The organism is Deinococcus humi (assembly GCF_014201875.1).
GTDB lineage: Bacteria > Deinococcota > Deinococci > Deinococcales > Deinococcaceae > Deinococcus > Deinococcus humi.
Window position 1 is genome coordinate 14,099 of sequence record NZ_JACHFL010000030.1, and the last position, 13,474, is coordinate 27,572.

At 65.1% G+C, this 13,474-nt stretch carries 14 protein-coding genes; 1 reads left to right on the forward strand and 13 read right to left on the reverse strand.

The window, feature by feature from the left end:
- Window positions 1-15: 15 nt before the first annotated feature.
- A complete protein-coding gene (locus HNQ08_RS27740; protein WP_229790286.1) occupies window positions 16-333 on the forward strand; it encodes a hypothetical protein in 318 nt (105 codons plus the stop codon).
- Window positions 334-675: 342 nt separating this feature from the next.
- Here the strand turns inward: HNQ08_RS27740 and HNQ08_RS25580 are convergent, their stop codons facing one another.
- The 13 genes from HNQ08_RS25580 to HNQ08_RS25640 form a co-directional block, all read right to left on the reverse strand.
- The gene (locus tag HNQ08_RS25580) at window positions 676-813 is read right to left on the reverse strand and encodes a hypothetical protein (protein ID WP_184138060.1); all 138 of its coding nucleotides are present in this window, start codon (window positions 811-813) and stop codon (window positions 676-678) included.
- Between the two features lie 151 nt (window positions 814-964).
- Entirely contained in the window at window positions 965-2,290 is a 1,326-nt protein-coding gene (locus HNQ08_RS25585; RefSeq protein WP_221284531.1) for a Gfo/Idh/MocA family protein, read from the reverse strand.
- Window positions 2,275-3,621 carry a family 4 glycosyl hydrolase gene (locus HNQ08_RS25590; protein WP_184138061.1) on the reverse strand — a complete coding sequence of 449 codons (1,347 nt, stop codon included), beginning with the start codon at window positions 3,619-3,621 and terminating at the stop codon, window positions 2,275-2,277. The genes HNQ08_RS25585 and HNQ08_RS25590 overlap by 16 nt, the downstream gene beginning before the upstream one ends.
- 85 nt (window positions 3,622-3,706) lie before the next feature.
- Window positions 3,707-4,594, reverse strand: coding sequence for a 1-phosphofructokinase family hexose kinase (locus tag HNQ08_RS25595; protein ID WP_184138062.1), 888 nt, complete (start codon window positions 4,592-4,594; stop codon window positions 3,707-3,709).
- Window positions 4,591-5,415 (reverse strand): class II fructose-bisphosphate aldolase, encoded by an 825-nt coding sequence (locus tag HNQ08_RS25600; RefSeq protein WP_184138063.1) that lies wholly within the window; start codon window positions 5,413-5,415, stop codon window positions 4,591-4,593. The genes HNQ08_RS25595 and HNQ08_RS25600 overlap by 4 nt, the downstream gene beginning before the upstream one ends.
- Window positions 5,412-6,368, reverse strand: coding sequence for an SIS domain-containing protein (locus HNQ08_RS25605; RefSeq protein ID WP_184138064.1), 957 nt, complete (start codon window positions 6,366-6,368; stop codon window positions 5,412-5,414). Before HNQ08_RS25605 ends, HNQ08_RS25600 begins: the two co-directional genes overlap by 4 nt.
- Window positions 6,365-7,357: an N-acetylglucosamine kinase gene (locus tag HNQ08_RS25610; protein ID WP_184138065.1), complete on the reverse strand. Its 993-nt coding sequence runs from the start codon at window positions 7,355-7,357 to the stop codon at window positions 6,365-6,367. The genes HNQ08_RS25605 and HNQ08_RS25610 overlap by 4 nt, the downstream gene beginning before the upstream one ends.
- Window positions 7,357-8,601, reverse strand: coding sequence for an ABC transporter substrate-binding protein (locus HNQ08_RS25615; RefSeq protein ID WP_184138066.1), 1,245 nt, complete (start codon window positions 8,599-8,601; stop codon window positions 7,357-7,359). Before HNQ08_RS25615 ends, HNQ08_RS25610 begins: the two co-directional genes overlap by 1 nt.
- A 72-nt stretch (window positions 8,602-8,673) precedes the next feature.
- Window positions 8,674-9,555: a carbohydrate ABC transporter permease gene (locus HNQ08_RS25620; protein ID WP_184138067.1), complete on the reverse strand. Its 882-nt coding sequence runs from the start codon at window positions 9,553-9,555 to the stop codon at window positions 8,674-8,676.
- Window positions 9,542-10,477 carry a carbohydrate ABC transporter permease gene (locus tag HNQ08_RS25625; RefSeq protein ID WP_184138068.1) on the reverse strand — a complete coding sequence of 312 codons (936 nt, stop codon included), beginning with the start codon at window positions 10,475-10,477 and terminating at the stop codon, window positions 9,542-9,544. The genes HNQ08_RS25620 and HNQ08_RS25625 overlap by 14 nt, the downstream gene beginning before the upstream one ends.
- Window positions 10,478-10,519: 42 nt before the next feature.
- A complete protein-coding gene (locus HNQ08_RS25630) occupies window positions 10,520-12,004 on the reverse strand; it encodes an endo alpha-1,4 polygalactosaminidase (RefSeq protein ID WP_184138069.1) in 1,485 nt (494 codons plus the stop codon).
- The gene (locus tag HNQ08_RS25635; protein ID WP_184138070.1) at window positions 12,001-12,780 is read right to left on the reverse strand and encodes a DeoR/GlpR family DNA-binding transcription regulator; all 780 of its coding nucleotides are present in this window, start codon (window positions 12,778-12,780) and stop codon (window positions 12,001-12,003) included. The genes HNQ08_RS25630 and HNQ08_RS25635 overlap by 4 nt, the downstream gene beginning before the upstream one ends.
- Window positions 12,781-13,222: 442 nt before the next feature.
- Window positions 13,223-13,474 (reverse strand): TetR-like C-terminal domain-containing protein (locus tag HNQ08_RS25640; protein ID WP_184138071.1); only part of this gene is annotated, 252 nt, incomplete at its 5' end.

A 13,474-nucleotide genomic window follows, 5' to 3' on the forward strand; every position in this document is an offset into this window, starting at 1 on the left:
AGTGCGAAATACGCTGTGCTGATCATCAGCAGGCCTGGCTACACGCGCGCTGCACAGGAACTGGCCTGGGCCAACCGCGTGGTGCTGTATGGGGAACACGATGCCGTCCTGGCGGCGGTGGGTGCCCCCCCCATGTGCTTCTTCGCCGTGATCGCGGGTCCACTGCAGCCGCCGGGTCCCCTCGCGGGCCATCAGGTCATCCTCGTGCAGAACATTCACAGATTGCCCGACCCGATCATCGACGTTCATGCGGACGAACGCCGCACGGCGGTCCACGATCCGCCACAGGATCAAAGCGTCATGCGGGTCGATCAGTCCAACACCATCTCCTGACCGCTCGAACAGCGCTCGCAGGCACTTCCTGCTCTCCTCACATTTCAGACGCATCCAGCGTTCATGGGTCACGTCCAAGTCGGTGGCGACCACCAACTTGATCTCGCCATCCCCGCTGAGCAGATGCGTCGTGTTCCAGGAGATATAGCGCCGCTGATCGTGCGTGCTCAACCAGTAGTTCTTGTCTCAGCTGATCGGTTTTCCTGGCGTCATGGCGGCGTGGCCGGCCCTGGCCCGGGCTGCCTCCTGAGCGGCCAGCACCAGTGGCCACAGGACCTGACAGATGAGCTCTTCCTCCTTGAACCCGGTGAGGCGTTCACACGCCGCGTTGAAGCGTACAACTCATCCATCGCGGTCGAGCACGACGATCAACGCCGCAGTGATGTCAAAGGCCACCGATGTGACGTCATGGCGGGAGATCAGGGAGTAGCACAAAGGAGCAGACTCGCCGCAGCCACCGTCACGGTGAAAATTTTCCATGCTCACACTCTTGCCTGCCGGTCGGGGGTGTCAGACATTGACTGTAGCGTGCTGTGGACGAACATGGCGCCATGCTCGACCTCCTGTTCCAACCGCCTAGAGACACGGAAGACACCCGCCACTGATCACAACCCCTGGCTGAGCCAAATGGTTACTCGGCGCCATGGGACATCACGAGAGCGGCCCCACCCTGTAACTGCCTCTCAGCCAGATCCACCACCTGTCGCGTTTGCCGAGCGCGCTCTGCCGCGAAGACCATCAAGTGGCTTTCCAGCGTTTCTTGCGGGCCGCTGAGAATCAGCCCCGGATCGTTTTCCCTCACCGCCGCAAGAAACGCTGACATCAACCCGTCGTCGCCACCGCCGTGTCCCGACAGGATGCTGCCGTCCGAGGCAACTGCACTGTCCAGAACCGACGTTTCGCCTGTCAGAAAATCATAGACCTCAATCCGCTGGCTATCGCCGTACAGTTCGCCATGCGTGCCGAAGATGCGGGTCTCGCGCCCACGGGCTCGGGTGAAGGCGGTCATGGTAAAGCTAGCCGTCACGCCGCCCGCGAACTCGAAGTTGACCACCTGATGGTCAACCACGTCGTTATCGCAGGCGTACACGCAGCGACCATAAGGGCCGTCCAGTAGTGCCGCCTTCACGCCCTCCAGCGTGAGGTCTGGAGTGAGAACATTCACGGGCCAGCTGGTATTCCCGACCTCCAGTTGCCCCAGGTAATAGCGGGTGGCCGAGTACGGACAGGCCTGCTCGATTTCTGGTGGGCAGTCCAGGCAGCGGTCCGCAGCACCGGGGGGCTGTTCCGCGCGCCGGAAGTGCTTGAGGCTGCCGAAGGACGAGACCTTCAGGCACGGCAGGCCGACGATGTAGCGCAGCCAGTCCAGGTCGTGACAGGATTTGGCCAGCAGCATTGGGCTGCTTTCTTCGGCATTGCGCCAGTGACCGCGCACAAAGGAATGCGCCTGATGCCAGTAGCCGACCGGCTCCAGGTGTTCCACGCTGACGATCTCGCCGATGGTCCCAGCTTTCAGCACAGCCTTCAGGGCCTGCGTGTAGGCGGTGTAGCGCAGCACGTGGCAGACGCCCAGCATCACGCCGTGCTGTTCTGCGGCGGCCACGATGCGTCGGCACCCCTCCTCGTCAGGGGCCATCGGCTTTTCCAGCAGCAGGTGATAGCCCTGTTCGGCTGCGGCCTCCACCGGGGCGACGTGATCAGCGTCCTGGGTGGCGATCACGGCCACGTCGGCCAGTCTCGGATGTTTCAGCGCCTCTTGCCAGTCGTTAAAGACCCGTTCAGGCGGCAACCCGTAGCGTTCGGCGAAGGCGGCGCGGCGAGCCGGATCCGGCTCGGCCACCGCGACCACCACCCCCTCGGCCGGGTGGTTGCGGGCGTAGTCGGCATAGGTCTGTCCCCGGCTGCCCGCGCCCAGGATCAGCAGGGTAACGGGCGCCCCCATCACTGGCTGCCCCATGCGCCCACCGGTTCGCGTAGATAATCAGGAAGATCGGCCCGCTCAGCCTCCACCAGCTCGGCGAACATGGCCCGGATCTCGTCCAGCGAGCAGACGGCGGCAGTCAGAGGGTCGAGCATCAGCGCCTGAACCGCCAGCTCGCGGTCCCGGTGCAGGACGGAGTCGGCCAGCAGGCTGTGGACCGCCATGTGAGAGCGGTCCAGCGCGGCCAGCGCCTCGGGCAGCCGTCCGTGGGGCTGGGGGTGGATGCCGCTGCTGTCCACCGCGCAGCCCACCTCCACCACGCCGTCCTGCGGCAGGTTGTCGATCAATCCGATATTCGGCAGGTTGCAGGTGATGTGCTGGGGCCGGTTGAGCACCACGCCCTCAATGATGTTAGAGGCGAACTCCGGGCTGCGGGTCATATTGATGGCGGCCTCCCCGGCCTTCTCGCGGTCGATCAGACTCCGCACCTGCACCGCGTGCTCGCCACGCCACCGCGGCCAGTTGTGGGCGTAGAAGCCGCTCTCGCCCTTGTACGCGGGCCGGGTGAAGTGTGCCACCAGTTCGGGGCGTTTGCGGAAGTACGGCACGTATTCCGAGAAATGCCCGCTGGACTCCGTAGGAAAGGCCCCGAAGTGCCTGAGCATCTCGAAGCGGACGATATCCTGCTCGTAGATTTCAGGTTGCTCCATGGCCTGCCTGAGGCGGGGCATCACGTCCTGGCCGTGCCAGCCCAGCTCCGTGAACCACGACAGATGGTTGACCCCGGCGCAGCGGTAGGTAAGCTCGTCAGCGGGCAGCTCGAGATACCCCGCCAATTCGGCCAGAGTGTTCTGGACGGAGTGGCATAGCCCGTAAACCTTGAGGTTTGAGCCGCGCGCCGACAGCAGCACCAGGGCGCTCATCGGGTTCGTGTAGTTCATCACCACCGCAGCGGGGGCCAGCCGCCCAATATCGCGCAGGATTTCCAGCCAGGCGGGGGCCGTCCGCAGAAACTTCATGACACCGCCGGGGCCGGTGGTGTCCCCGATGCACTGGTCCACGCCGTACTTCATGGGAATGTCGTAGTCGTGCCGGACGTTGCCCAGTCCCGAGACCTCGATGGTGTTGATGACGAAGTCGGTGCCGGGTAGCGCGGTCAGCCGATCGGTGGAGGACATGACCGTGAACGGTTTGCCGCTGCGGGCCACGGTCAGTTCGGCGAGTTCATGGGCCATGGCGAGCCGGCCCGGGTCGATATCGATCAGGGTGAACTCGCCCGCGTTCAGGCCGTCAATGGCAAGGACGTCAGTGATCATCTGCTGGGCGAACACGGCGCTGCCGGCACCGATGATGGCGATCTTGGTCATGGGCAATGGACTCCGGGGAACACCGCTGCGGGCCATGATCGGCCGGAGCGGGCAAGTGGTTGAGGGGCGTGACCGAGCGTGACGTTCAGGTCCATGCCGGCTTCAGCAGCCGGGTCTGCGTCACCAGCTCACGCGCCGCCTGTGCCCGGAACCTGAGCGGCCCCCCCAGCATGGCGTTGGCGCTGCCCGACGCGACAGCCAACTGCAGGGCTTCGGGCACAGGCTGGCCACCCTGCCGTGCCCAGAGAAAGGTGCCCAGCAGGGTGTCGCCGCTGCCCACGGGATTGCAGGCGTCGATCTGCGGAGCCTCGACCTCCCAGACCTCCTCGCCAACAAAGGCGGCGCCGCGCTCGCCGCGCGTCAGCAGCACCTGAACGCCGCTGCGGCGGTACAGGTCGCGGGCGGACTCCAGCGCGGCGCTGCCGGTCAAGGCGGCCAGCTCGTGTTCATTGGGCTTGATCAGGCTGGCCCCGGCCTCGATGGCGGCGCCCAGCCCCGCGCCGCTGCTGTCCACCACAGGCCTGTCCAGGCCGCACAGCAGTTCCAGAAAGGCATCGGGTGGCGTGCCCGAAGCGAGGCTGCCGCACACCACCACCTGACCTTCCGGCAGGCGCGACAGCACCCGGGCCACCGCTTCCGGCTGGTACAGGGGGCCTGCCTCGTTGATCTCGGTGGGGTGACCGCCACTGAGCAGGGCCTGACATTCGCGGGTCTCGCCGTCGCCGTCCTCCAGCACGCTGTCCAGCCCCTCGGCGTCCAGCAGGGCGCGGAAGTGCTGACCGTTAAAGCCGCCCACCACACCCGCCACGCAAACCTGGCCCCCGAAAGCACGCACCGCCCGCGCCAGGTTGACGCCCTTGCCCCCCGCCGCCACGGTCAGCCCGGTGACGCGGTGAAGCTGTCCCAGCACCAGTGGGCGGTCCAGGATCATCGTTCGGTCCAGCGACAGATTCGGCGTCAGCGCGACGATCATGCCTGTCCGGCCCCGCCCAGCGCCCGGATGTATTCCTCGGCACGCGCTCCCATGGCGCCCCGCCCGGCCCCCAGGTACTGGCGGGGATCCCTGGCCCCAGCGTCCAGCGCTCTCTGAACCGCCCGGGTGAACGCGGCGGTCAGATCGGTGGCAAGGTTGACCTTGGCGACGCCCAGCATGGCCGCCCGGGCCAGCTCGTCCAGCGGCACGCTGCTGGCCCCGTGCAGCACCAGCGGCAGCGAGGTCAGGTCGGCCAGCCGTTCCAGTCGCCCAAAATCCAGCCGGGCATTCTTGCTCTCCTGCTTGTGGGCGCTGCCCAGGTCGACGGCCAGGAGGTCGCAATGGCTGCTCTGAATGAACTGGGCAAGCTGCGCTGGATCGTCGTGGCGCTCGCCGCTGCGCTCACCCTTGACCACCACCTCATACTCGGCCTCGAAGTAGCCGCCCGCGTCGTGGGCCGCGTCTGCAAGGCGGCGCAGAGTGACCGGGTTGTCGCCTTCGAGCATCACGCCGTCGAAGCCCAGCTTCAGAGCCTGTAGCGCAACCGCCTCATCCTCTGCGTGGTCGAAGTGCAGCAGGACCGGCACGCTGGCCTCCGCTTTCAGGCTCCGGCCCAGTGCGGCCAGGTTCGCCAGACCGCCGTGCCGTGCGGCATTCTGCGAGAACTGCAGGATGACCGGCGCACTCTGGGCCTCGGCCGCGCGCACGACGGCCTGCGCGGTTTCCAGATTGACGGCATTGAAGGCCGCCAGCGCGTACCCTCCGGCGCGGGCGGCGCGAATCACAGCGGCCGCGGAGGCGGCAGGAGCGGCCACGGTCACGCGAGCGTCACCACTTTGGTCAGGTGGCGGGGGGTCAAGGTGTCCAGCCCCTTGGCCTGCGCCACGCACTCACCGAGGATCTGAAGAGCAGGAAGCACGCCCAGGGCACGGGTGCTTGCGTCGCCCCGCAATTCAAGGCTCACGTCTCCCGGTCCACCAAAGCCGATCACCCGCGCGCCCTTGCTGGCCAGATCACGCGCCAGCTTGCTCTCCTCGTCCTCCGAATCGGGGTGGTACAGCAGGACGGCGACGGTGCGCTCATCCACCAGACTGATCGGGCCGTGGCGGTATTCCATCGGGTGGTACGCCTGGGTGTAGGTCAGGCTCATTTCCTGGAGCTTCAGCGCCCCCTCCTGGGCAATGCCGTACAGCGATCCTGCACCCAGGAACACGAAATGCGAGCGTCCGGCGATGGCGGTAGTGAACTGTTCCCGCGCCCGGTGCAGCAGGTGTTCGGAGGCCTGGATGCTTTCATCGGTTACGTTCAACCCCGCGAGTCGCAGGCCCATCAGCAGCATCAGGCTGGCCGAGGCGGTCATCACGATGCCCTCCTCCGGGTGGGTGGGTGCGTACAGCACGGTATCGGCGTTCTTTGCCAGGCTGCTGCCAAGTTCGCAGGTCAGGGCCGTGACGTGCAGCCCTTCCCGGCGGCTCCTGGCGGCAGCCTGGACGGTTTCGGTGGATTCGCCGCTGCGCGAGAAGGCCAGGACATGTGGGCGCGTTCCGGCCGGAAGATAGGATTCCGGCCGGTGCAGCCACTCGCCGCCGGGCACGGCCAGTGCCCGGAAGCCCGCCTCGTTCAGCGCGGCGGCCACGCTCTGGGGCAGATAATACGAGGTGCCGCAGCCGATCAGCACCTGCGTTTCGTTGCGTTCGAGGACAGGCAGATCAGTCTGGGCCGATTGCCTCCACAGTGGGAATTGTTCCTGGATGCTGCGGACGGTGGGATTCATGGTTGCTCCTGAAGAAGGGGAGTGGAATCGGATGGATGCAGCAGGGCCGCACGGACGTGGGTCCGCCAGACCGTTGTGGTGTCGAATCCGGCCCGCGTGGCGGCGTGAAACACGGCGCCGCCCAGGGGGGGCAGCGCGGGTGGCTGTGGTGGGCCGAGACGGGTGATGAGCTCATCCAGCACCGTGCGGCTGCCCAGCACGCTGCCCGCGTAGCTCCAGGGCAGTCCGGGGCAGCCGAGTCCCTGCCTGGTCGCAGTGACGTGCTGCGCGAGCAGCTGGGCGGCCTCGAGAAGAATGCTGCGTGCAGTGGGTTGACCGTCCTCGGCCAGTGCGTTGACCGAACGCGCCAGCCCCGCGACGGCAGAGCGGGCGTGCCCCTGCGCGTAGAACCAGGTCAGCAGGCCCGGCTGGGTAGGGGGGCCATCCAGGACGGGGGTCAGCAGCACCTGTGCGAATGCGGCGTCTTGATGCCGTCCATCCAGCGCCTGGCTCGCCAGACCCAGCGCCCGTCGACCGATCCAGTACGCGCTGCCCTCGTCGCCGAAGCCCTCGCCCCATCCCCCGGTGCGGAGCTGGCGCGCGCCGTCATGCGCCCAGGCCATCGAACCGGTGCCAGCCAGAAGCAGCGCCCCCGGTCCACCCGCGAAAGCCCCCACAAAGGCCGCCTCGACGTCGTTCATGGGGGTGTGCGGACAGCCCGGCAGCAGGTCGGCGCACACGTCGGCCTGCCGGGCGCTGATGGCCGGGGACTCGCCGTAACCGGGCAGGCCGAGCGAGGCGTAGGTCAGCGGCCCCGGAGCGGGATGGGCGCTCAGAAAGGTTCGCATGACGGCTTCCCAGTCCGGGCGGTCGAAGGGGTTGATCCCTGGGGCGGAGAACGGCCCCACCACCTCCCCCGCGCCACTGACATACGCCAGCGCGGTCTTGCTGCCGCCGCCGTCCAGGCCCAGCACCCAGGTCTGCTCTGTCTGACTGGCCCGTCCCATCATTACTTGGCCGTTTTCAGCAGAGTGTCCATCTCGCCGGATGCCTGCTTGATCGCGTCGGGCAGTGTGGCGTTGCCGGTCCAGGCCAGATTCAGCTTCTGGCTCAGCACGGTCAGCACTTCCGGGAGCACCTTGAGGCCGCGCAGACTGGAATTGATGACCACCGAGTTGGGAAGCTGCGCGAAGACCGTCTGCGCGTTTCTTCCAGGCAACGCCTGAAGATACTGGCTCTTGTACTTCTCGGCCAGGGTGGGCAGCAGACCCTCCTGCGCCAGCATGCGCTGGGCCTGGGGGCTGGTGTTCATCCAGGTGATCAGGGTCTGGGCGGCGTCCTTGTTCTTGCTGCCCGCCGGAATCACCAGGGCGTGCGCGCTGACCACCGGGCGCGGCTGCTTGCCGTCCACGCTGGGGAACGGCGCGAAGGCCCAGTCCAGATCCTTGTTCTGGTCCCAGGTGCTGACCATCCAGCTGCCCTGCACCAGAATTCCCATCTGGCCGGCCAGGAACATCTGGTATCCCTGCTGGGTGGCGGCCTGCGGGCCGGGCGAGACCTTGTCCTTGTAGATCAGGTCCAGCAGCTTCTGCGAGGTCTTCTGGAACACCGGGTCCAGGCTGGCCGCGTAGCTGCTGCCGTTCTTCTTAATCAGGCCCGTGCCGCCTGCGCCGTAGTAGAAGCTCATGCCGTATTCCAAGTCCGCCTGGAGGTCCGCGCCGTTGATGCCGTAGATCTGCTTGCCATCCTTGGTGAAGGTCAGCTTTCTGGCGGCGTCCACCATCTGGTCAAAGGTCCAGCTGGTTGTGGGAATCGGCACGCCGCGTTCCTTGAACAGCGCGCGGTTGATGTAGACCGTGACCGGCTGCGGCCCCAGGGGCACGCCGTAAAGCTGGTTGCTGACTTTATAGGGGGCGGTGCGGACACTCGGCAGCGCCGCCGCCATCTTGGCGTCCAGCTTGATGGGGGAGAGTGCGCCCTGCGACTGGTAGAAGGGGAAGTTGTCCAGGTTCATCCACATCACGTCGTAGGTGCTGCCGCCCGCCACCATGGCGGCTGCCTTCTGCCAGTACACGCCCCAGGGCACTAGGTTGTATTTGACCGTGATGTCAGGGTGCGATTTGTTGAAGGCGGCGATCAGGGCCTCGTCGGCCTTCTGGCGGGTGCCGTCCCAGGTGGCGTAATTGATGGTGGTCGCCGCGGATGCGGCGCCGGTCAGGCTCAGGGCGGCCAGGAAGAGCAGTGCTTTTTTCATGGTGGTTCCTCCAGAAGGGGGGTGAGAGGGCGGGGAGCGGTCCGGACGTTGGCGGGCGCTGACCTGGTGGGATTAACCCTTCAGGCCGCTGGTGATGGCGGCGTCGGTGAGGTAGCGCTGGACGAACAGGTAGGCGATGACGGTGGGCAGCGTGGACAGGGTGGCCCCCGCCATCAGCACCGGGATGTTGACGGAATACTGGTTTTGCAGGCTCAGCAGACCTACGGGGAGCAGCATCTTTTCGCTGCTCTGGAGCACGATCAGCGGCCAGATAAACGACTGCCAGTTGCCCAGGAACGAAAACAGCCACGCCGCCGCGATTGCGCCCTTGGCCGCGGGCAGCGCCACATGCCGCAGCGCCGTGAACCACGAGCCCCCGTCGATCAGCACACTTTCTTCCAGCGAGCGCGGCAGCGAACGGAAGAACTGGAACAGCAAGAAGACCGTGAAGCCGCTGGCAATGCTGGGGACGATCAGGGCCGTGAAGCTGTCGTACCAGCCCAGAGACCGGATCAGGAGGAAGACCGGGATGATCGTGACCTGCCAGGGAATCATCAGCGACAGCAGGTGCGACCCGAACCACAGCCCCTGCCCCGGAAAGCGCAGCCGGGCGAAGGCGTAGGCCGCGGGCGCGGCGGACAGGATGTTCAGGGACGCAATCAGCACGCTGGTCCACACGGAGTTGAAGAACATCTTCGCAAACGGAATGGTGTCGAACAGCTGCCTGAAGTTGGCCAGGCTCCATTTGGCAGGCAGCCAGACCGGGGGCCAGGTGTACGCCTCGGCGGGGGTCTTGAAGGCGGTCAGGATCATCCACGCGAAGGGCAACAGGATGGCAATGGCCCCCAGCGTCAGCAGGCCCAGCAGCGCCGCCTGCGATCCGCGTGCCCGCGCTTTCAGCGAGACGTCACGGCGCGTCAACACCTCGGCACGCAGCGGTTCAGACCTGGTCATAGTTCACCCACTTGCTCTGGTTGCGCCACTGCAGCACCATCAGCCCGATCAGGATCACGGCCAGCAGCCAGGCCAGAGCCGAGGCGTAACCCATCTTGAAAAAGGTGAACGCCGTCTTGTAGATGTAGAGAGCGACGGTGGTGCTGCTGTCGCCGGGCCCACCGTTGGAGAGCACCAGCACGGCCTCGAACACCTGCAAGGCTCCGATCAGGCTCAGCACCAGCACCAGGAAGACGGTAGGGCTGATCATCGGCAGCGTGATGTAGCGGAATGCCTCGAAGGGTCTGGCCCCGTCCAGCTGGGCGGCCTCGTACAAGTCCCTGGGCACGCTGGCCAGCGAGGCCAGGAACAGGATGATCCCCTGCCCCGAACCCTGCCAGACGCTGAACACCGCCACGGCGGGCAGCACCCAGGCGGGTGATCCCAGCCAGTTGGGACCGTGGATGCCCAGCCAGCCCAGGATCAGGTTGACCAGCCCCTGCGGCGCAAGCAGCACCTGCCACAGCAGCGCCACCGCCACACCGATGGTCACCATCGGCAGGTAGTACACCGTGCGGAACACGGTGCGCAGCCAGCCCGCCTTGAGGTTGTTGATCCACACCGCCAGCGTCAGGGAGATCAGCACGCCGGTGGGCACGGCCAGCAGCACGTAGATCAGCGTGTGAGACAGGGCTGAGGTGGCCCGTGGGTCGTGCAGGGCGGCGCCGTAGTTCTGGAGGCCCACGAAGTTGGGTTTGCTCAGGCCGCCCCAGTCGGTCAGCGAGATGCCCAGCGAGGCGGCGATGGGCAGTACTGCGAAGGCCAGAATGCCCAGAGTGCTGGGCAGAATCAGCAGCGCGGCCATCAGCGCTTCCTGCCGCCGCATGGGGGAGGTGCGCCGCTTGCGGGCGGTCAGGGTGACGAGTGGGGCGGCGTTTTGCATGCTTGGCTCCTCAGGGGTGATGGCTGGCGGGGCGTCCAGGCATCACGGGTTGGCCTCGTAGATCTGGTCCAGCCCAATGGTGGACACGTAGGGCACGAAGCCGTAGGATCTGGCCCGCTGGTAGTCGCGGGTGATCAGGTCCTGCTGGCCGGGCAGCGCGTAATCCATGGTCAGCACCTTCAGGCCGCGTTTGGACAGGGCTTCCACGAAGCTGGGATCACCATTGACGCTGCCGTAGGTCTTCTTGTCGAAGCTGTACATGCTCGAGAAGTTCTCGAACATCACCGCGTCGATGCTGGGCGCAGTCTGGTTCAACAGCGCAAAACCTCGGTTCTGCACGATCACGGCGTCCGGATAGGCGGCACGCAGATCCTGCACGATCTTGACCAGCCCCGGCGCGACCTGGGGGTACAGATCGGCGGTATCTAACGTGTCCAGGAAGAAGCCATCGAAGCCCTGTTCCTTCAGCTTCGCGGCCTCGTCGGCCACCACCTTCTGCCAGCCGGGCTGTGAGGCGTCGATAAACTTGGACCCCCAGTTCTTGTTCTCCCCCAGAATCCAGCTCGGGTCCACCCCCGGCGCAGCGGCGTTGTTCCGGTCCAACTCGCCGATGGTCATGTAGGCGATGATGTGGGTGCCGTTGTCGTGCAGCATCCCCAGCTGAGCGGCGTTGACGGTGCCGGGCTGCACGATGGCAAGGTCGTAATTCAGCAGCTTCTCGACGTCTGCCGCCTGCTTGCCGTAGTACACCGAGTACGAACCGATGTCCGACAGGCGGCTTTTCAGCGGCGATCCTGCTGGGGATTTGCCCAGCTTCTCGGTGACGGCGGCCGCCAGAGCGCTGACAGCGGCAGGTTTCTCGGTGAAGGCCAGGTAGCCGTAGTTGTTGGGCGAGTTGAAGTCGCCGCCCACGGGCCAGATTGGAAATTCAGCGGCCTTCTGATGTTCGCGGCCCACCTTCAGCGCCCAGATGTCGCCGGCTTTGACCGCGGGGAAGGTGGCAGTGTTCAGCGGGATCGCCAGCTCCAGGATCCAGCGGTTGTCCTCGATGCGGCCCACGCTCTTGTAGTCGGTGGTAGCGGTGTACGCCTTGAAGCGTGTGCCTGCCGGGTTGACCGCGAAGTGAGCTTCTGCAGGCGCATTCACGAATGGCTGCGTGCGAATGAACAACTCCATCACGTCGTCGTTCCACCACTCGCCCGCGTCGGTCTTGAGCACAGCCTTCACAGTGTCTTTCGGCTGATCGAACACGCCCAGCACGTACAGGTTCTGGTCGTCGTAGGCCAGGCTGTAGTAGCCACCGCTGTTCACCGGCACGCTGGGCACCCCGTTGCTGAGGATCACCTTGTACTGTGGCAGGCCGTCCCACTGCTTCAGGTCGCCGCCCACGTTGATGGTGCGTTGAACGGCCTGGGCGATGCTGGTCTCGGGCACACCCGTGGTGCTCTGCGCCAGACCGGCGGTCAGGAGGGTGAGGGCCAGGGTCATGGCGGATCGTTTCGTGGCGCTGCTGACGGTGCTATTCATGAATTCCTCCCGAGGGGAACGAGGGTGGTGTCGATCTTGAGTTCGCCCAGGCGGGACTTCCAGACTTCACTTAGGCCGTCGTCCGAGATAACGGTCTGGATGTCTGAAATGGGAGCCACCGCGTACGGCGCGCTGCCCTCGAACTTGCTGGCATCGGCCAGAAGGATGGACTGCGACGTACGGGTGATCATGGCCCGGTTGAGGCTGGCCTCGGCAGGATTCAAGGTGTACATCTGGGCGTCTCCACGCACAGCGCTAGTGCCCAGATACAGTTGATCGAACCAGAATTCGCTCAACAGACGCTCGGCGTAGGGACCGACCATTGACAGGTTCTCGTTGCGCAGTTGGCCACCCAGCAGGTTGACACTCAGCCCCTCTACGTTAACGAGGTCCTGAGCGACGGCCAGACCATTGGTGAAGATGGTCAGTGGGAGCGGTTCGACCCGCAGCCGCCGCGCGAGTTGCAAGACGGTGGTGCCAGCATCCAGAAAGACAGTGGTGTGGGGCCGGAGCAGGCTGTAGGCCATCTCGCCGATGGCCCGCTTGGCTTCCAGATTTTCCTGGACACGTGATTGGAAGGCCATTTCCGGTCCCGCCGCCTCGGCCAGGCGCGCGCCCCCGTGGGTCCGTGTGACGATGCCGTTTTCCTCCAGCCGCTGGAGATCCCGGCGGATGGTCACGATGGAAGCGCCCGTCGCCTCAGCCAGTTCCTGCACGTTGGCAAAGCCTGCGCTGTAGAGGTGGTGCTGAATCTTGTTGATGCGGTCCGACTGCATGGGGCACCTCTGGCCTGTAACAGGCCGTTCGAAATGAGCAGGTTGGAAACTGACAATGATCGGTTGCGAAAATATTAGCAGTGGATACGATCAAAAGCAACCAAGATAGAGATCATATCTGAACGCAGTTCGTGATGAGGAGGTTTACACCTTGATTCACGAGCATGGAACCACGGGAGTTGTGGTGGATCAGAAGCATTGACCGTTATGGGGCAAGCGGTAGTGCGTGGGGGGCGGAGGACGGTGCCCTGTGAATAGCCCTTAGTGACACTTCACGTGGCCGTCCTCGTAGGAGTACTGCAGGCCAGGGAACCGTGCCCAGCTTGGGGTTGACTCAAAACGCACAAGCGTGAGCTCAAACGCATCTCAAGATCAGTTCAACCGTCGTAAAGCGATCAGGCCGTGTCACGGAAGGTTGATCTGCCTCGCTCTGAGGTGTCTTTCATTCTTCTGAGGAGATTTCCAACACTCGGGGACGAAGGGCAGTGCCTTCAATGGGCCGCAGTATCAACTCACGGTAGATTTCGCCCATACGCTCGGGATCGTGGGGCATGTCGTGACGCAGCCACCAATCGATCAGGTTCAAAAAAGCCTGGATAAAATGATCTGCGGCCACATCGGCTGGGACCCGTGCATCCTGTCGGGCCTCATAGGTCTGGAGGAGTGCCCGCACACCGACCTCAACGATCTGGTC

Coding starts and splice junctions, on each gene's coding strand:
- HNQ08_RS25580 (WP_184138060.1), bottom strand. CDS start 813: ATGGAAAATTTTCACCGTGACGGTGGCTGCGGCGAGTCTGCTCCTTTG.
- HNQ08_RS25585 (WP_221284531.1), bottom strand. CDS start 2,290: ATGGGGCAGCCAGTGATGGGGGCGCCCGTTACCCTGCTGATCCTGGGC.
- HNQ08_RS25590 (WP_184138061.1), bottom strand. CDS start 3,621: ATGACCAAGATCGCCATCATCGGTGCCGGCAGCGCCGTGTTCGCCCAG.
- HNQ08_RS25595 (WP_184138062.1), bottom strand. CDS start 4,594: ATGATCGTCGCGCTGACGCCGAATCTGTCGCTGGACCGAACGATGATC.
- HNQ08_RS25605 (WP_184138064.1), bottom strand. CDS start 6,368: ATGAATCCCACCGTCCGCAGCATCCAGGAACAATTCCCACTGTGGAGG.
- HNQ08_RS25610 (WP_184138065.1), bottom strand. CDS start 7,357: ATGATGGGACGGGCCAGTCAGACAGAGCAGACCTGGGTGCTGGGCCTG.
- HNQ08_RS25615 (WP_184138066.1), bottom strand. CDS start 8,601: ATGAAAAAAGCACTGCTCTTCCTGGCCGCCCTGAGCCTGACCGGCGCC.
- HNQ08_RS25620 (WP_184138067.1), bottom strand. CDS start 9,555: ATGACCAGGTCTGAACCGCTGCGTGCCGAGGTGTTGACGCGCCGTGAC.
- HNQ08_RS25625 (WP_184138068.1), bottom strand. CDS start 10,477: ATGCAAAACGCCGCCCCACTCGTCACCCTGACCGCCCGCAAGCGGCGC.
- HNQ08_RS25630 (WP_184138069.1), bottom strand. CDS start 12,004: ATGAATAGCACCGTCAGCAGCGCCACGAAACGATCCGCCATGACCCTG.
- HNQ08_RS25635 (WP_184138070.1), bottom strand. CDS start 12,780: ATGCAGTCGGACCGCATCAACAAGATTCAGCACCACCTCTACAGCGCA.